This window comes from Candidatus Similichlamydia epinepheli (genome assembly GCF_003056015.1).
On sequence record NZ_PPEU01000002.1, the window covers coordinates 1 to 18641 of the forward strand.

General features: G+C 37.7%; 15 protein-coding genes and 1 tRNA gene. 4 read left to right on the plus strand and 12 right to left on the minus strand.

Translation table 11 applies throughout. The features are described from left to right. Positions 1-2172, minus strand: a 2172-nt coding sequence (locus GCCT14_RS00155; protein ID WP_157952393.1) for a hypothetical protein, incomplete at its 3' end; no start/stop codon positions are given. 444 nt (positions 2173-2616) lie between these two features. Here GCCT14_RS00155 and GCCT14_RS00160 point away from each other — a divergent pair. Next, positions 2617-3348, plus strand: coding sequence for a uracil-DNA glycosylase (locus GCCT14_RS00160; RefSeq protein WP_108623684.1), 732 nt, complete (start codon positions 2617-2619; stop codon positions 3346-3348). Positions 3349-3561: 213 nt separating this feature from the next. Here GCCT14_RS00160 and GCCT14_RS00165 read toward each other — a convergent pair whose 3' ends face one another. The 5 genes from GCCT14_RS00165 to GCCT14_RS00185 are packed head-to-tail and all read right to left on the minus strand — an operon-like array spanning position 3562 to position 8296. Continuing rightward, entirely contained in the window at positions 3562-3903 is a 342-nt protein-coding gene (locus GCCT14_RS00165) for a hypothetical protein (RefSeq protein ID WP_108623685.1), read from the minus strand. A 27-nt stretch (positions 3904-3930) separates the two neighbouring features. Continuing rightward, positions 3931-4953 (minus strand): recombinase RecA, encoded by a 1023-nt coding sequence (gene recA, locus GCCT14_RS00170; protein ID WP_108623686.1) that lies wholly within the window; start codon positions 4951-4953, stop codon positions 3931-3933. 40 nt (positions 4954-4993) lie between these two features. Continuing rightward, positions 4994-6307, minus strand: a complete 1314-nt coding sequence (locus GCCT14_RS00175) for a toxin-antitoxin system YwqK family antitoxin (RefSeq protein WP_108623687.1) — start codon at positions 6305-6307, stop codon at positions 4994-4996. Next, entirely contained in the window at positions 6304-6792 is a 489-nt protein-coding gene (locus GCCT14_RS00180; protein ID WP_108623688.1) for a hypothetical protein, read from the minus strand. The genes GCCT14_RS00175 and GCCT14_RS00180 overlap by 4 nt, the downstream gene beginning before the upstream one ends. A 10-nt stretch (positions 6793-6802) precedes the next feature. Then, positions 6803-8296 carry a hypothetical protein gene (locus GCCT14_RS00185; RefSeq protein WP_157952394.1) on the minus strand — a complete coding sequence of 498 codons (1494 nt, stop codon included), beginning with the start codon at positions 8294-8296 and terminating at the stop codon, positions 6803-6805. 76 nt (positions 8297-8372) lie between these two features. Here GCCT14_RS00185 and GCCT14_RS00190 point away from each other — a divergent pair. Continuing rightward, positions 8373-8446, plus strand: a tRNA-Pro gene (locus tag GCCT14_RS00190). On the opposite strand, the gene GCCT14_RS00195 is transcribed toward GCCT14_RS00190, so the two are convergent. The 5 genes from GCCT14_RS00195 to GCCT14_RS00215 are packed head-to-tail and all read right to left on the minus strand — an operon-like array spanning position 8438 to position 14613. Then, complete coding sequence (locus GCCT14_RS00195) at positions 8438-9250, minus strand: CT583 family protein (RefSeq protein WP_108623690.1); 813 nt, start codon at positions 9248-9250, stop codon at positions 8438-8440. The genes GCCT14_RS00190 and GCCT14_RS00195 overlap by 9 nt on opposite strands. After that, positions 9238-10023 (minus strand): ParA family protein, encoded by a 786-nt coding sequence (locus GCCT14_RS00200; RefSeq protein ID WP_108623691.1) that lies wholly within the window; start codon positions 10021-10023, stop codon positions 9238-9240. The genes GCCT14_RS00195 and GCCT14_RS00200 overlap by 13 nt, the downstream gene beginning before the upstream one ends. Positions 10024-10032: 9 nt before the next feature. Further along, positions 10033-11892, minus strand: coding sequence for a threonine--tRNA ligase (gene thrS, locus GCCT14_RS00205; protein ID WP_157952395.1), 1860 nt, complete (start codon positions 11890-11892; stop codon positions 10033-10035). A 51-nt stretch (positions 11893-11943) separates the two neighbouring features. Further along, positions 11944-12435, minus strand: coding sequence for an NYN domain-containing protein (locus GCCT14_RS00210; RefSeq protein ID WP_108623693.1), 492 nt, complete (start codon positions 12433-12435; stop codon positions 11944-11946). Positions 12436-12450: 15 nt separating this feature from the next. Then, on the minus strand, positions 12451-14613 hold the full coding sequence (locus tag GCCT14_RS00215) for a GreA/GreB family elongation factor (RefSeq protein ID WP_108623694.1): 2163 nt from the start codon (positions 14611-14613) through the stop codon (positions 12451-12453). A gap of 181 nt (positions 14614-14794) precedes the next feature. On the opposite strand from GCCT14_RS00215, the gene GCCT14_RS00220 reads away from it, so the two are divergent. After that, positions 14795-15163, plus strand: coding sequence for a hypothetical protein (locus GCCT14_RS00220; protein WP_108623695.1), 369 nt, complete (start codon positions 14795-14797; stop codon positions 15161-15163). On the opposite strand, the gene GCCT14_RS00225 is transcribed toward GCCT14_RS00220, so the two are convergent. Then, positions 15160-17220: a hypothetical protein gene (locus tag GCCT14_RS00225; RefSeq protein WP_108623696.1), complete on the minus strand. Its 2061-nt coding sequence runs from the start codon at positions 17218-17220 to the stop codon at positions 15160-15162. The genes GCCT14_RS00220 and GCCT14_RS00225 overlap by 4 nt on opposite strands. Before the next feature lie 30 nt (positions 17221-17250). On the opposite strand from GCCT14_RS00225, the gene GCCT14_RS00230 reads away from it, so the two are divergent. Then, a complete protein-coding gene (locus GCCT14_RS00230) occupies positions 17251-18573 on the plus strand; it encodes a hypothetical protein (RefSeq protein ID WP_157952396.1) in 1323 nt (440 codons plus the stop codon). Positions 18574-18641: the final 68 nt, after the last annotated feature.

Below are 18641 nucleotides of genomic sequence, written 5' to 3' on the forward strand. Positions count from 1 at the left end.
GGGGTCAATTTTCGGTTCCTCTTCTTCGTTTTCATGAAAAGTGCCCGAAGTTATTTCTTTTAATAGTTTTTTTTGACTCAAGAAGTCCTCAATCAACTTACTTTGTAGATCTTGGTCTAACTTTACAAAATACGCCTCTCTGGAAGGATTTAAAAATGAATCTCTAATCCAAGTGTATGGGTAAAGATCAGAAACAAGTCCCTTAAAAAACCTTCTTACACCAGGTCTAAACAAGAAAATAGACCTATTGGAGCTGAGTAAAAGAGATTCCTCTTCGTTGTTGGAACACTGTTCAAAAAAAAATGTTCCACACCTCTCAACGCTATCCATAAGAAAAACCCAAAAATCGTCCACTTCCTCACATAGAGATACGACGTGCTTTTTCTCCAGTCCCCTTCCCTGAAATATAACCTGGCAACACCTCTCAAATGATGTACTAGAAGAGATTTCCCAAGGTCCTTTCAACGGACATACAGATCCACCATCAAACAAAAATGAAGCAAAACGAGTCTCACATCCGCTTATTATAGAACCACCTTTAAACAAATTAAAAATTAGATTGTTTAGATCCAAATCTTCGACTTGACCTAACCTATTAGATTCAATCGAAACAATTTCTTGCTTGCAAAACTGAAGACATTCTTTAAGCACCTCACAAAAAAGATCCCAACCAGTAATTAGCTGTGGAGAGGAGCGCAAATAGCCTTTTAAGCAAAACTTTATATGTAACTTTGAAGAATCAGAAAATTCCAACTGATCATCATCCAGGTCCAAACTCTCTAAGAAGAAAAACTTTGTCAGCATTTTCAAAAACATATTAGGTAAGAGTTTGCAAAAAGACTCCAACCTATTCATTCTTAAGAGGACATCTTCTCTATGTTTAATATAGCCATCCTTCTCCCAAGATAGAGATGCAAGTTCTGCCTTCATCCACTGGGCAGCTCTATCATTTACTCTTGTGGATCTTGAATAAATTTCCTGACAATGTTCCTCTAATAACCTTGCCTTATTGGTAAGGGTTTTTTCTTCTTCAGATAGTCTCTCAAGACGTTCTTTAGTCCACAAATCAAAACCAGAAAAAACACCATCAGGATTACAAATTCCTAACCCAGTTTCCAAATAACGATGACACAGATCTTTCTGTTTCGTTACTAACGATATGATTGTATCTCTCCAAACAAATAGCAAATCAGACTGGCAAAGACGCCTAAAAAGAGACTGTGATAATTTTTCATGATCAAGCACAAGCCTAGCTTCCCAGAAAAGCCTCTCTGAAGGGAAAACAATTGATGAATCCTTTGGGACCAGTCCCTTAGGCCAAGAAGGCAAGCTGTTCACAATCTCATCAGAAAGTCCGTATATCTTAACCAGGACCTTCCTAATTATTTCATTAAATGACCAACGCCTATCATGAGCCCAATCAAAAACATGCTTTTCAAAACAATCTCTAATAGCTATTGGATCGTGTTCACGAAAAACACCAGACATAGAAAGAGCAACCACTAGTGGCGTCAGGTAACTCATCTCATGACTGTACTTGATTTTGCGACGAAGAATGGCAGATATATTGTCTATATTGAATTCTTGAATCATTGCTTGTCCGTCTACCATACGACGAACAAATCCGTTCTCAATCAAATTTTTTAAATCAAAAAGAAATAACTTCGGGCACTTTTCATGAAAACGAAGAAGAGGAACCGAAAATTGACCCCTAGACAACCCAGGGCCAAAATATGACATCCATGACACCAGTACAGCAAATCTGATCTGATACAAAGACGGTGAAGGAATGTTTTCAGAAAAATTGTTAGTGTCGAAACAAGTTTCTAATACAACACGAGCAATCTTTGGGTCCTTGCAAGACGGACCTATGGAATAAAAAATTTGTAAAATATCAGGTACCAAAAGCCATCGAAGAACTCTTCCGATCTGGCTATTCATTCTTATCCATTGTTCAGAACCAGTCCAAGGATAAGAAATGTTTTCTTCCAAAAATCTAATTGAATCCAGACACTTCCTAAGATCTATCTCCCCGTTGAAAGAAAGCAAATCAAAAGCTAAAAGTCGACAGCAAAAAATATTTTGGCTCAAACAACTATACAAACGGACATCTCTCCCACTCGTTTCTTGCATACGAAACGAAGTAAGAGCATCACCCCAAAAAACTCCCATGTGTACCACAACATGACTAGTTAGAAAACATAGCTTAAAAAAATCTACTTAATTTCACTAAGTCAAATTGTTCATAACTCACCCCATATTGTTCATAACTAACCTCATATTGTTCATAACTTGACCACCACTGTTCACAACTTGACCCCATTTGTTTGAGTTATGAACAAGTTATGAACAAGTTATGAACAACAAAAAATAGCCATTTCTCTAGGTAAACTGTCAAGTTATGAACAAGTTCAAGTGTTAGAAGAAGAAGAATACACTATAAGTATTCTTCTTTGTAATGCTTAGAATTATACGATTACCCTAACATGTCGACTCCGGTATTTTTCCATAATGTCTGAGATGCCCAGACGTACACTGCTAACGAACCGGTTAATTGCAAAAATTAGAGTTTGAACCGGATACACTAGTTCGGGTCACCAGGAGAAAGAAGTACAAATGATCTTTGTCGACAAGAGCTGGAGCGTTCTTTTCGAGTATGTGAAAAAAACATCACACTTTAAAAATTTGATTTCGTTTCTGAAAAATGAGAGAGACGAGGGTCGTTTTTTCTACCCACATTCTAAAAATATATTCAGAGCGTTCAGAGAGACGCCACTAGACGAGGTTCGTGTCGTTATACTTGGTCAAGATCCTTATCACGGACCAAATCAGGCTGATGGACTTTGCTTTAGCGTACCTGATGGAGTTGCTCTTCCTCCGTCTTTGCGAAACATTTTCAAAGAACTAGCTTCAGACGTTGGGGGTTGTGAGAATAAATCCGGATCTCTAGATGGATGGGCTAAACAGGGAGTTCTTCTATTAAACAGCATCTTGTCAGTGAGTGCAGGTAAGCCTCTATCCCATAGAGGTATTGGTTGGGAAGAATTCATTCAAGATACACTAGAAGTCTTATGGTCACGAGAGCAACCCATGGCATTCATACTGTGGGGTAAATCGGCTGCAGAGCGCCTAATCGGTTATGAAGAGAAAATACCTGGCGGACGTCGTTTTCTTTTAAAATCGGCTCATCCTTCTCCGCTTTCTGCTCATTCTGGTTTCTTGGGGAGTAGGCCGTTTAGCCGAGTAAATGATTTCCTAAAAGAGAACAACTGTCCGCCAATAGAATGGAGGCGGACATCATCTTTCGATTCTAAACATGGCGAAAAACAGCGTTTAAATTGCCTGTAGCGCGCTTGTTATAGTCTACTGGTGGCTAAGTATGGGTTGTCAAAAATAGGCCCTAAAAAGGGCTTAATTTACGTTTTTTGTTGTAGACTGGAAAATTAATAAAATGATCAAAGAACGAAAAGCTTAGATAGAAAAACTCTGCTAATTGATATCGGTTGTCAAATTAAAGACTTGTTAAGCAGTTGAATATCAATAATTATATTTGATGTAGTTCTATTGTTCTGATTGTGTATCTTCAAAAAGGGCAAGTGCTTCACGTAATTGTTTTATTTGTGATTGGAGAGATTCAATATTTCTTTTTGATGATGAAAGTAAAAATTCTAATTTCTCTTGCTCATCTTCAGAAAGTTTATCTACTTCTTTCATCTTACCTTCTGACCATTTCAAAACATGATTCTGCGACTCAAGAATCTCTAAACACGACTTGATTCCTTCGTTTATCGTTTCCCGCCTGTCTCTATCTAGGTCGGCACTCGTCTTCATTGAAAGAGGTTCGTCTTTTATTGACTCTTCTGCGGGAAGAAATTCATCTTCCATTGATTCTTCTTCTGACATGTAAACTTCCTCCTGAGGAAATTACCACTAACTTGCAAGCACTGGTTCTGACTTGCCTGTCATTTTTGAAATAACTAAACGTTCAATTTCTGTGAGAAGGGAATCATTTTTTTTCAACTCTTCCCTAGATTGTTCCTTTCCCTGTCCCAACTTATTACCATTGTAGCTTAGCCAAGAGCCTTTTTTTTCGATTATCCCCAATCCAAGAGCCATTTCTATAACTGATCCAGCTGCCGAAATTCCTTCGTTAAACAAGATGTCAAACTCAGCTGTACGAAAAGGAGGAGACATTTTATTTTTAGTGATCTTTGCCTTTACTCTAATCCCATACTCTAAGTTATCCTGCCCCTTCAGTGAAGATATCCTCCTTATGTCAACTCGAACAGAACTGTAAAACTTTAAAGCACGACCACCAGTAGTGACTTCAGGACTGCCAAATACAATTCCAATCTTTTCTCGAATCTGGTTGATGAAAATGGCACAAGTGTTTGATCTAGCAATAGATGAAGTCAACTTTCTTAAAGCCTGAGACATCATCCTGGCCTGTAACCCCATGAAAGAATCACCAACTTCTCCCTCTAATTCACTCTTTGGAACAAGAGCCGCAACAGAATCTATAACTATAATATCAATAGCATTCGAACGAACAAGTATCTCTACTATGTTTAAAGCTTCTTCTCCAGAATCAGGTTGAGAAATCATTAGCTTTTCAATATCAACACCAATCCTTTTTGCGTAAGAAGGATCTAATGCATGCTCGACATCTATGTATACAGCTAACCCACCAGCACGTTGCGAATTAGCTACAGCGTGAAGTGCTAAAGTAGATTTACCTGAAGACTCAGGTCCGTAAATTTCTACAATTCTACCTTTTGGAAATCCACCTATTCCAAGGGCAGCATCGAGAGATAAAGAGCCTGTTTGAATAATTTCAAAGGATCTATTCTCACCGTGTTCCCCGAGACTCATAATAGCCCCTTCTCCAACCTGTTTCTTTATCTGGAGAATGGCCAACTCGAGGGCTTTTCTTTTTTCTTCATGATCTGACACGCAAAAAATCCTCCTTTAATTTCACTAATATGTGAAATAATCAAGGATTGTTCATGTTGTCGCTTTCTTCTTCAATAACAGGATGACCGCCTTTGTAATTAATTCTATTTTGTAAGACTCCATTCTCATCAAACAAGGTGACAGTTCCATCGCCATTTTCAACAGATGAAACTAACATTCTATCCTTCATACGGAAATAACGACCGTTCTTTAGGACACCTTTTTCGTATTCCTCTAAAAGAGATATAGAACCATTGGGATAGTAACAATTGAATGCTCCGTCTTTTTCTCCGTCCAGAATTGTTCCTGAAGAGAAAAGAGAACCATTTCTGTACCAATGTTCTACTTCGCCACGAATTTCATCACGGTACCATTGGATTCTAGACTTTCGAATTGGAGGATCAGGCTGATCTCCTACCTGAGGTGTAAAAAAATGCTCGTCTTCACCATGCAAAAGCCCATCTTTATAAGTAGCTAATCGAACTAAGTGACCTCTCTCATTAAAGAAAAAAATCTTGCCATCCTGAACACCGTCTACAAATTCTTGTTTTTCAACTATGTGACAATCTTCAAAAACAATCCTAAGTCCATTTCCATTTACAACGGAACCAACTAGTATACCATCTAAATCAAAGTAAGAAGCCTCTACCAGAAGACCACGATCGAAAAATTCCTCTACTAAAAGCGCACCATCAATTGAATAGAAAAAAGACTTCCCGTTCAGTAAACCTTCTTCGTATGTTGCTTCCTCTGATAGTTCAGAACTCAAAGTATACGTTCTCTTAGTTCCGTGCATCAAATCGTTCTTAAATGGAATTATTTGCTGTATGCAACCATTCGGATAATAAGAAATTGATTCGCCTTCTCTAACACCCTTAATATAGGGAATCCGCGCCTCCAAATTTCCGTGTTCATCCCAAGACTGGCAAATGTCATCAAATTCCCACGATTCTTGAAACTCTGAGCGCAACTCTGGAATTCCACCCAAAACATGACAATCCAGATGTATCATTCCATTTGGATGCCACTCTTTATAACGCCCGTAAGCCCTACCGTTTCTAACTTCTAAATATTGGAAAATCGAAGAATTAGGATAGTAACTAGTAAGAATAGAAAAAAGATCTCCCTTTTTTGTTCTCCTATAGTGACGAGCAACTTGACGGTACTCGTGAGACTCGAAAGGATCCTTTGATTCAAAAACTATAAGTCTTTTTGGATCTGAAATTGTTTGCGCAATCCCATTATAATCTACAACTTGCACACTTCTTAAAAGAGACTTCTTTTTATGAAAAGAACATCCAGAACAAAAAAACCATATAATTGGAAGGCTGTAGGATATTAATCGACGAATCAAGATATTTCCTTAACAATGAACTGCAACATTTCAATCCGCGCGCTCAAACCATTCTGAATTTCATTTTCAAGTGCAAATGAAATAAGAAAAAGAGACGGATCATCTCCGCCGTGTGGAGTGATGCGCTTGATTAAAAGAGGAAGATCAGAATAACGTAATTCAACAGGCTCGCGTAAAGTGTATATCATATAAGAAGAATCATCAAAAAACTCTTTTGCCTGTTCCTTCTTAAATATCATCCCTACATTTTTATTTTTTGATCTATCAATCAATGGAAGAATGTTCTCCTTGACCCAATGCGTAGTAACTTCATTATTGCTATGTAAAGATGTATCACTACAAGACAGATCCCTTAAAGCCTGCCTACAAACATTTGAAAGATCACTGGCTTGTTTTGAATCATATACAAACTTTAAACATAAAGCAGTCGGAATAGCAGATGTAAGAGCTAAAATTAGAAAAAAAATCAAACTTTTCTGCTTCATTAATACCTCATCAGCTCGATTGATTGATTAGAAGGCATTCGCATGTTCCCTCTAATTCCTGAATATCCCACCTAAGAGATGAAAAAGAGTGATCTGGTATAGATGATTGCACCTGTCGCTTAAAAAGTTCGATATCATTCTCAGACTTTGCACAAAAAGAAAAATGAAGAGTGGGATTATCTTTATCCCTGACGGAATAGTGGACTTTCTTCAATCTCACGAGTGGCTTTTGTTTCACGTCTCTAAAAGGATAAGACTCAAGACACAGAAAACCTATCATTTTATCCAAAGATGGATAGGAGAAAAATTCATATTCAAATGATTGATTTTTCTTTTTTGTGAGAAGGTCAAGAACATAATCGTAAGCTTCTTCCAGAGAATGTGGAGATTGTGTAAGACCGTCCACAGAGCAAGATTCAAGTTTTTTCTGAAGATGATGATAAAGATCTTTGGCTTCTAATTTATTTTTTGATGACCAACAAAACAACACAGACGAAATCAAAAAAGAGAATGACAAAACAGAGGCAAAAACCGTGTGCATCCATCTTCTTTTAACTCTAGTTATCAAATCTGGATATGTCCCAGATATCAAGTTGAAAGAGATAGACGGTATGGTTGGGTCATCTAAAAGCGATAAACTTTTAAGTAAATAATCGTTTCTATCTCTAGGTAATACCTCTACGTTCCACATATCTGGAATTTCCCAGTCACGTTTTATATCAAAAACAAAAATGGTAATAGCTTCAACTCCGTAATCCTTAGCTACTTTTTCAAAGTGTTTTACAAGAGTTTTAATGTCACCTTGATCAGTTGAAATTGCTTTTGAAGCGAGTAATTTTCCTTCATGGGAAAAAAAAGCCAACAACACGTTTTCAATTTGATCTAAAAAAAGAAAACTGTCAGATCTTTCCTCATTCAAAGCTAGAAATAAAAGAAGAGATTGAGGGTAGCATAAATCAATTGATTGTCCTAAAAGGTTACTATGAACTTCAAAAAGAGATTGAAAGTTATCTAGAGAGCATACGTGAACAGTTGTCCAACTACTATTTTCTTTTATTTCTTGAATCCAATACCCAATAGCAAGCTTATTTAAATCCATAGGAAGCTGCTGTTCAAGTTTAAAAGGAAGAACACGATGAATAGCAAATTTTTGTATCAGCTCGCATTTGAGGCCTCTCACTATCATAATCTGATCAGGGCATCCCATTACCACGCAAAGATCAAACTCATTATCAAGCCATACAATCCATGAACGTAAATCTTTTTCTAGTAGAGGCCCAAGAAGATTAGAATCCGATTCCAACAATTTCATTCGATTTTTATCTATCGACATAATCAGACTGTGCTTACCACTTTTGCAAAAAAGATATGTTAAACTGCCCATGGGGACAATTAAGACGGAAGCCTTGTTCCTATGTCTAAACAGTGTGATAATGCCTTGTACTAATCCACTTGCAACTTGACCAAGCAAGGACAGAGACATCTTTTCTTTTGAAGTGTTCATTTTTTTCTCCAATGTCAAGACGTTTGAGGTCTACCTTTTTCTTCTGAGTCCACCTGTGCTATCTTACTTTCTTTTTCTGGGTGTGGCGTAGCTTGGTAGCGCGCTTGCATGGGGTGCAAGAGGTCGGTGGTTCAAATCCACTCACCCAGATTTTTCTTGGTCTGAAACCCATTCGGGTTCATTAGAAATTGCTTGGGACTTGTTGCTAACTATTTCTAGTAGTTGCTGTTCAATGTCTTGCGCAAGTTTGAGCGCCTTGTATAGGTCATCTCTTTTCATTTTATTTAGCCTGTTTTTTATACGTAGATCTACTTCTTTCAAAAGGCGAATAATGGGGTTAGAACCCCTTCTTCTATCGTCTTGACCAAGTGGAAAAAGCTCCCTAACTACATCTAAAAACTCTTTTTTTGAATAATTATGTAATTCCTGGAGAATTTTAATTTTTTCCTCAATTTTTCCCTGACGACTAGCTAAACAGTAAATCGCTTGCTTGGGTGCCCTCTCAATCAAATTACGGTGTTCTTTTGGAACTGATTGAAAAAAATCGTAATATTGTAACAAGTTGTATGGAGTTTGACGATTCCCATACGCCCTGATAAGCCATTGAGTAAATGTTCCTTCTTGATATTTTTTCATTATGGTTTGCGCTTTTTTTATGCGTTCACCGTGTAGAAGAATAGCCTGTCCAGAGATAGCTTTAACTTCTTGAACAATTTGTGAAAGGGCCTGTGCGTCTAATTCAATTGCATCATTTGTGATTGGCTGGTCTTGAGATTGTGTTAAAAAATCCTTAAATTCTAGCACCATCTGGAATGACGGTGGCTCAACTTGAAATATTCCGCTAAAACTACTTCTATCACCATGAGCAGCCTGGTCTGCTAATGCTTCCATTTTCTTTTGGCTGTCCTTCTTACGGGTCAACCTACGAATAAGATGATCTTTTAAGTTTGACATTTATTTGGACCCTCCAATTTAGCAACAAGTTCAGCTGTTAAATCAGCAAAATCTTTAGAAGCTCGACTTTTAGGATCGGTCATAAAGACTGGCTTGCCTTGAATACAAGCTTCACCAATTGCAGCGTCCTTTCTAATTTTAGTTTTAAGAAGCTTACCAGGGAAATGTTTCTCGATAATCTCAAGAAATGGCGCATTATTTTTCCCCCTAGGATTCCAAAAGGAAAGAGTTACACCAGCTATAGAAAGAGCATGCCTCTTGCCTACTGTAGTTAGAAACGTGGAAAGACGTTCGAGTCCCTTGATAGAGTAAAATTCAGGTGTAGCACAAACAAGTGCATAGTTAGCTGCAATTAAAGATGATTCGGTTAACCAACACAAAGAGGGTGGAGTGTCAATTAATATCCAATCATAATTTATCTCTTGAAGAAGTTGCTTAAGTCGCTCATGAGAATACCTGTCAGTTGCAAGAGCACCAGTAAGTTCAATGCGTTCTAGCCAAGAATCTGCGGGAATTAACGAAAGGCCAGGTATTTCTGTGGAAAGGATCACCTCATGAAGATCTTTTTCAGAACGAAAAACAGTAGCCAAACTATCAACTTCGTCTGCATCAAACCCTAGTCCACTAGTCAAGTTAGCTTGTGCATCAAAATCAATAACCAAAACTTTTTTTCGAAAGAAGGCGGCTAATCCAGCACCTAAATGTAAAACTGTAGAAGTCTTTGCAGTTCCACCTTTGAAACTAGTAATGGCCATGATTCGTTTTTTTTGCATGAATATTTCCTACCTCATGCGCTTGTCCGATTTACTCTTTATCTCCTCATGGAGAATAGAAATTAACTCATCTAAAAAATAGACAGAAGTTTGTTGTTTATAGTCACGAACGGAAAGAGATCCGCTGTCGATCTCACGGTCACCAATCAAAACGATATAACAAAATTTGCACATCTCAGCTTTACGAATTCTCTTAGGAAGAGTTTCATCCTCGAAGAATAGCTCACAAAGGAATCCTTCCTTATCAAATATCTCTTTCAATTCCAAACATCGTTCAAAATGTTTAGAACTGATTGGAAGAATCGCGATTTGATTTGGATTTATCCAAAAAGGAAAACGTCCACCAAAATGCTCTATTAAAATGCCTAAAAATCTCTCAATTGAACCATAAATTGCTCTATGTAAAATAACCGGAGTTTTGCGAACTCCATCCTTATCAACATATTCCAGGCCAAAATTCTTCCCTTGGAATAAGTCAAGTTGAATAGTCGCACACTGCCAAGTTCTACACAGAGCATCACGAATATGTACATCAATTTTAGGCCCATAAAAAGCACCATCTCCAGGATTAAGAACAAATGACTCTCCATCTAAAGCCTTTTCTAAAGCTTTAGTAGAAATATCCCATTCCTCATCAGTTCCTAAAACATTATCTCCCTTGGGTCTGGTCGAAAGTTCAAAGTGGTAAGATAGAGAAAAAGGAGAATAGACCTTTCTAATCAAAGCAAGTAACTCAGAAACTTCTTTGTGTACCATATCTAAAGTAAGGAAAATATGAGCATCGTCTTGATGAAAGCCGCGAGCACGCATCAAACCAGAAAGAGCACCAGAAGCCTCATATCTATGAACATGACCAATCTCAAAAACCCTAAATGGGAGCTGCTTGTAGCTTCTAATTTGGGAAGAGAAGAAAATGATAGCACCAGGGCAACTCATTGGCTTTACAGCAAATGTTCTTGAATCAATTTTTGTTAAATACATGTTTTCTTTGTAATTAGACCAATGACCTGATCGTTTCCAGAGAGATTGATCAAGTAATAGGGGTGTGCGAATTTGTTGGTAACCAAGACTTGATTGACAATGTTGAATATGTTCAACAAGTCTATCCCATATCCACATTCCCTTAGGAAGTATGAATGGAATACCAGGTGCTTCCTCGCGCATAAGAAAAATTTGAAGCTGTGGTCCTATAACTTTGTGGTCTCTCTTCAATCTCTCTTCTTGAATTTTTTTATGAGATTCTAAACTTGCTTGATCAGGAAATGAAATTCCGTAGACCCGTGTCAACATGGTGCGAGAGGAATCTCCTTTCCAATAAGCACCAGAGACTTTTTCAAAATGTATGGCACCAATCAAACCTAAATTTGGTAAATGGGGCCCATTACAAAGATCAAGAAAATCACCATGTTTATAGAATGTGATTGAAGAATTTTCAGAAAGGCAATCCAAAATTTCTAGTTTATAAGGATTACCTGACAAATGATTCTTAGCCTCATCAAATGTATATGTTAGTCGCTGACACTTTGACTTTTGTGAACAGATTTTTTTCGCTTCTTTTTCGATTGCAGGAAGGTCTTTTTCTGAGATAGATAAAGAGTCAAAATCGCAAAAAAATCCTTCTTCAACAGAATCAACAATTGTTACTTTTGCTCCTGGCCAAAGACGTAAAACCGCTTGAGACAAAACGTGTGCGGAAGTTTTCCAAAAAACTTTCTTACCAAGAGAATCAGAGAAATCAAGAAGCTGAACTTCATCTCCGGGAAATAGACGACCTTCCATCCCAACCAAATCACCATTAACAATAGCTGCAAATGCACAACTTTTATTGGATTCCTTTCGAAATTCCTCTAACGAAATTTCCTTAGACACAACTTTTACATCAGAAGATTTAACATTCATAAAGTTTGAAAGACCCAACTTTTACTCCGGTTCATGTTCTCTCATTTTTCGGAGCTTTTTTGTGAAAATATTGATGTAATATCTCTGCTCAAGAGGATCACATTTTATATGTTTTTTGTTCTCTTCCTTTCTTTTTTTGGAGAGGATCCAAGCTTCAAATTCATGAGGTTTAATTGTCTTGGCTCCTAATCTTTTAGCTGCCTGCGCTAAATCTGAATCTGAAGAAACAAGGATAGAAGGTTCGTCTTTACTGCTAAAAGACAGAATTTCTAAAATGTGCTCATCTGCACTTTGTTGATTACCTGTGTAAATTATCCGAATGCGATTGATACGACTTTGTAAAAGTTGGTTACTGTGTTTCCCACCGTCAAAGACAATTAAACAGTCACCATTCACATTCGACAGCAGACGTTTCAACTTTTCAAGAAACAGCCTATGCTCTTTAGGGAAAACACCTTGTGAAAAACTAGTAGTTGCAAAAAACCAGTTGTGCCCATCTATTAGATAGCGCATGAGGGGACCCTTCTATCAGGTAAGGGCCTTTGCTACACAAATGTATTTTAGAGTGAAATGATGTCCGTTTAATTCAACACTCTCTCCAATTCGCTTGCCTAATAGTTTTTGTGCAATTTTTGACTGGTGTGAAATTATGCACTTATCTGCATCTGCATCCCATGGACCTAATACCGAATAAGAAATAGGATCGCTTCCATCTGAACTAGGGGTTAGATGAACCTCACAACCAATTTGAACGATTTCCTTTGAAATTCTATCAGGAGCTATTATTTTAGCCCTTTTAACTTGATCTAAAAGAAACCTAAGCTCACTCTGAAGTTGTCCACGTCTTTCTAATGCAAATTTGAACTCTGAGTTCTCTCGCAGATCACCTAGAGCTCGAGCATCCTCAATCTCGTTAGCTGATTTTAATATTTCAGAGTAGAGCTTGTTGATTTTTTTTCTGACAAGCTCCATCCCAGCTTCAGTCGTCCAGATGGTATCTTCCTGGATCGGAGAACTCTGAGATAATTTTTTAAACTCCTTCATTTCTGGATGCACTACTTCAGCTAACGATTGAATGATATGCAGATCATGTGATGAAAAAGTGTGACATTTGCTTACCAGAAGAAGGAACTCCTTCATGAAATCTATAGAAGTTTGATCTATTACCTTTCGAATCGTCATATAACGATTGTTAGTGAGAACAGAATGAATCTTCCTGGTTATTTCACGATGAGTCGATATATTTTCAATTTGATGTAAAAGGACTAAAATTGCCTCTAAGAGATTGCATAATTTGCCCTTGTCTAAAAAAGATATAGGTTCGCTTACAGCCTTCTGGAAAAACCATACTAGAGCCTCAGGAAACTTTTGAGGATCAGAGGTCATAGAATGAACACACTCTATGGCTGCACTAACATTTCCAGACGAAGTCAGTTGTTTAAGCAAAAATTCTCTGTGACTGTTAGAAGGAAACTTGAGAAACAGTTCAGAAAATATTTTTGGCCAATCTTTGTGATGATCGGCAATGGCTACTAAAAATCTTTTTCGAAACGAAGTAATAGACATTTTAGAAAAGAAAGACAGTATATCTTCAGTCTCTAAAACAAATTTTTTTATCTCATCTTGACACGTGCTGCCCTTCAGATCGCATAAAAGAATCATTAATTCGAATCTAGTGGAAGGGCTCAAATCATCACTAATCTTCTCTAGCCTACTTATGAGCTCACCTTTTACTTGAGTCTGGTTGGCTTTGTCGGGAAAATCACGAGAGAACGAATAAATCGCAGATATAACACCAACGGCATCGGACTCATCTAGCTTTTCCCATAGAAGCTCCTCTCTGGATTTTGTCTGTTCCCGTATCTTAAAGTGTCCGTTTGAATTAGACGGAAATTCTATGCGCTCATCCCTTTTTAGCTTATTTCTTGCGTTCTGCCACCATGAGCTCCAGCTAGATTGTGGTATAATCAATTCACATAGCTCATCTTTGATGCCGAGAGCTGTTTTCGATCCAAGGTCATTCAAAAGAAGATATATAACTTCTACAGGATTCGCCTTGGCTTCATTCTCAAATGCATCAGAGTCTCCAAATCTTCTGGCAAGAAAATGATTTTTAGATATCGGGATAAGAGTTCTAAAGGCATTTCCGAAAGTTACGTGCTTGACACCAGAAACATTTTCAAACTCAATTGAAGCTTGTTCGCAAACTGAAGAGGTATCTAAGATTTCTCCAACACCCCATCCTGCTTTGTGATAAACGAAATTCCCTTTTCGAAGATGCCTAAGTAACTCGAAATTTCTTAAAGCTCCACGGAAGTCTTTTATAGGCTTGAGATTAACAATACCAAGATTCGATTCAAAATCACTCTCTTGCCCATATCTTTCGGAGAGAATTTTAATAGCAAGGCTACCAAACGCGTCGCTATTCGTCGACTGAATGTCAAATATCAAGTTGGCAATTTCTGCTTCGTTATTGTCTTGTTTCTCTTTGATCTGTGACCAAAGGGGCAGGGCAGTTTCAATGTATTGACCGAACTCTCGCTCAAGAGGAGATCGCTGGATCGAAGCAAGGATTTGCTTTAATTCCTCCGAGTCAATCACATCACAGCAACAGTATTCCTCCCACAGTTGCATGAGATCCCATATGTTGTTTTCCTTGATCCTGGAACGAAATTCTTCGAGGTAGTTCATAGTGGCTTCCGCTCAAACCCTAAGGGTGCTAGAGAGAAACATTGTAACAAGTCGCGTCTAATTCTAAAAGAATCCCATTAAAATTTCTTTCTTGGTTTTGATACCTTTCTATAAAAAAAATTATTTGGCTATTCATATTTATATAACTTTTGAAGATCAATAAAGTGGGGAATTAAAAGAAATGTCTAAAGGTAAATTTGAATCTCAAAAGAGACCAGGAGAGATCTGTCTCGTTGAGACAAAGAAAACGCTAGAGATTTGGAATGAGCTACGTAAGGCGATCTCCAACATGCGTGAAAAATCTAAGGAAATCAGCAACAATTATGGCATGACAATTGAGGAGTTTGGTCTTTATATTGATAATCCATCGAATTTTTCTCATAAAGATTGGGAGAAGATTTATGAGCATCGTAAGATTGTTTTTGATTGTTTTAAAAAAAACAGTATGATTCGTGAATCAATGGCGTCTTCTTCACACTCATGCTTAAAGAAGAGATCAAACAAGATTCGACGCCTTTTTGGGCCTAGAGAAGGATGGATTCAGGGCTAGTTAAATGATAGCAGGTCTTCTATCTCTCTCTCAACTTGCATTGTATACCAAGCTGGTTCGTAAATTATGAAGCTTTTGAGAACTTGCCTTTGTGAGATTTTAAAAAGTTTACTAGGACTTTCGTACACTTCTTGAATTTTTTGAATATATTTTTCAGTAGAAGTGAAAATTGTCTCTTCCTGTCCTAGTGACTGAGCCGCCACTTCTCTTGTGTGCCAAAAGTTTTTGGATTTTAGCTGGAATATTGGTTGCCCATTCATTAGGAATGGAATAGCCTCGTCTTGTGATCCAATTGGGAATGGATTTAAGTATATGCTTGTCGCAGTTAACAGGTCTGATTTTTCTTTTTTGGTTTGAGGAAAATGTACTCTTTCTTGCCATAGTCTCGAGTCAAAGAATCTATTTAGCTCGTGTTTAGATGGAGATCCAAAAACTGCTAGATGGAGACCTGGACACCTTTCTAAAACATCTTTTAAAAACTCTCCAAAAAAAGTTCCGCAGCTAATCAGAGGTTCGTTAATGAAGGTAGACGCTAGAAAATGAAAACGTAATGGTTGGCCAAAGGTTTCAACTTGCCCTCTTTTTTCGAAGCTTTTTTCCCTTTGTTGAAGTGGAGGTGGTATTAGTATCCTATTTTGCCCTTCCTCTATGCCGAAGATAGAAATGATTTTGTCAAACGGGAGCCTCATTCCCTTTTCTACTGATTTTATAAACAAAAGTTTCTTCGGACCCTCGATTCTTTCGGCAATGGAAAGAGATATCGGATTGAGGTTGTGAAATACTATTAGGTCCGGAGAGACCCTGAGGACTCTATCCAGTACATCTTCAATTGATTCCTCTAATTTTAAACTAGCATTTGCAACTGCATATCCTATTTTGTTTTTTTGAAGGAAAGAGAGGAAAGTTGTGTTTTTTTGCGATGAGATTTTTATATTACCTGAACATAGGGTAGAAAGCTCAAGAGAAGCCACAGCTGTCGCATATTTCTGATTTTTGTTTCTATATTCAAGAAGAATACGCAAAAGTTGCATCTCATCTCCTGACTGGTCGTCTATTATGTGAACAACTCTCGGAATTTTCTTTGTTATCTCTAATGGCCTTTTCTTATCTTTCCAATTCCAAAACGTGTTACAGAACGATAAAGTACAAAATATGTCATGTTCATGCGTATTGTTTTGTTGTTTATATTCCAACATTGCGAACAATGGGTGAAAGCTTTTGTGTAGAACCTGCAGTAGTCTTTGTCTAATAACTTCTACTCGATCCCGCAAATATTTAACGTCTTGTTCTAGAGACTCGGGATAAGTTAAATTAAATTTTGGGTTGTCCAAAATGGACGATCCGTCAGACAACCAGAATGTGCTTTTGTTTGGAATAATCAAAGATTGAGTGACACCTTCCGAAAAGGTAAGTTTTTGGGCTTCGCATTGCAGTAGCAGTGAGTGGTCGAGCACAAGAACAGATATTTCTCCAGTTGACCATTTTTGAAACCAATTACCTTCTATAGAGAACGCATGTAGAAGAGTTGTCGATTTAGGAAATACTAGGACAGGATTACTGAAACCGTCGATGTGTTGAAGATTAGATATAGTGCATTCGTCTATCCATAAAAAAGAATGTTCACTAGATTTTTTAGGGGTTATCCAACCAGTAAATGATCCAATAGGACTTACAATTGGAAGTGAAGGTATATCTCGAATTCGCAAGATAGACCTTACGCATTTTGCAATTTCTTCCCACGGATGATGTTTTGAATCTTGAAGGATCTGAGTTGATTCCCTGATTATTTCGTTAAGAGTCGGTCCAAAAAGTTTACTATCCGATCGGTTAAGGTCAATATGAGATGAAAATTGCCTCAACACGCGAAGTGCCGAAGAAGAATCTTGGAAAATAAGTGAGAAACAAGAAGACCAAGCTAGTTCTGATGTTCGTGAAGAAAAAATAGGAAACTGATCAATTTCTTGTGCCGTTTTCAAAATTTCTGTAAGTCTACTTGAAAGCTCTTCGCGAGGAGATGAGAAAGCTTGTAATGTTAGCTTTTCCAGTAAAGAATTCATAGAAAGTCCATGTTTGGAGGATTTGAGAACGTGTCCATCTACACTAATCGAGGGATAGACGTTCCACCTCTATCTCCTGTCCAAGAAATGATAAAGGCTCCTCTGCCTACATCAGTGTCTTTGTCAATATCATCATTTTTCCCAGCAGGGTTCCTTCCAATGGTTGAAGAGGGCGATACTGTCCTGATAGGAATGCCGATTTTACGACATATATCCTTGAAAGAACTAAGAATTGTTTCCCCTGTCTCAGGTCATGTACATAAAATTTTTACTCCAAATGGGTGCAGGCCAGAACGGATAGAACTATTCCTATCTGAAAAACAGGAATCATTTGATTTTGATCCTTTCCCGGAAGAGTTGAATCCAATATCCATTGTTCAAAATATGGCAAATAGGGGCCTTTTAGCATGCGTTAGATCATTACCATACGATGTTATGCCAGATCCTTCCCGTTTACCGAGGTCCATTTTCGTAAGGGCTTTAGAAAGCTCTCCTGGTGTAATTCCTACTTCTTGTTGGATCTCTTCTTATTGGAGTGATTTTACATTTGGACTTCGTTTATTATCCAGGATCTGTCCTAATAATCTTCACGTAGTTCACGGAGAAAACGACATTTTTTCGACTCAAGATAAGTTAGAAGGTGTTCACTATCATTCGTTAAGTGGCCCTCATCCTATCGGAAATGGAGCAGTTCAGGTTCATTTGATTGACCCAGTGAGATCTCCAGAGGATGTAATTTGGGTAATTTCAGTAAGAGACGTTGTTTCTCTTGCTAAGCACGGGTTAGAAGGACGTTATTGGCCAGATACGTTCTTTTCAATTTCATCTTCAGAGACTAATTTTGAGTCCATTCTTGTGAAAGGAATAATTGGGACATCTGTAAAGGTTCTTCTAGAAAGCCTGAAAGACAGATACAACAGAGTGGATGATCGATTAATTTCTGGAGATATTTTTTCTGGAGAAGAAATTAGTAGAAATCAGTTCATTCGTTTGCAAGATTCTTCTTTGATATTGCTAGGAGATGCGAATAAGTTTCCGCCTTTCAAAATTTCAGGCAGCTATTTCAATAGATTTCAATTCAGTTACTGTACAAATGGATTTCCGAAGAACAACATCTTCCCATTGGATCATTCCCTCTATGAGCGTGTGTTGCCAATGGATATTCCTGTTGCGCATCTTCTTAGAGCTTGCTGGTCAGGAGATTGGAAAGAGGCTATTAGGTGTGGCCTTCTGGAACTTTCTACAGAAGAAGCTGCTCTTTTTTCATCCGTTTGCCCTGCTCATTTCGATTTTATTTCTTTATTTCGCACTGCTCTTAGAATTTGTTACACGGACTATGTTTTAAGTCGATGAGGTCTTGGCAACAAGGGGGGTCTGGATTTAATATCGGCCTATTAACATTTTTCATGTTACGGAGGAGC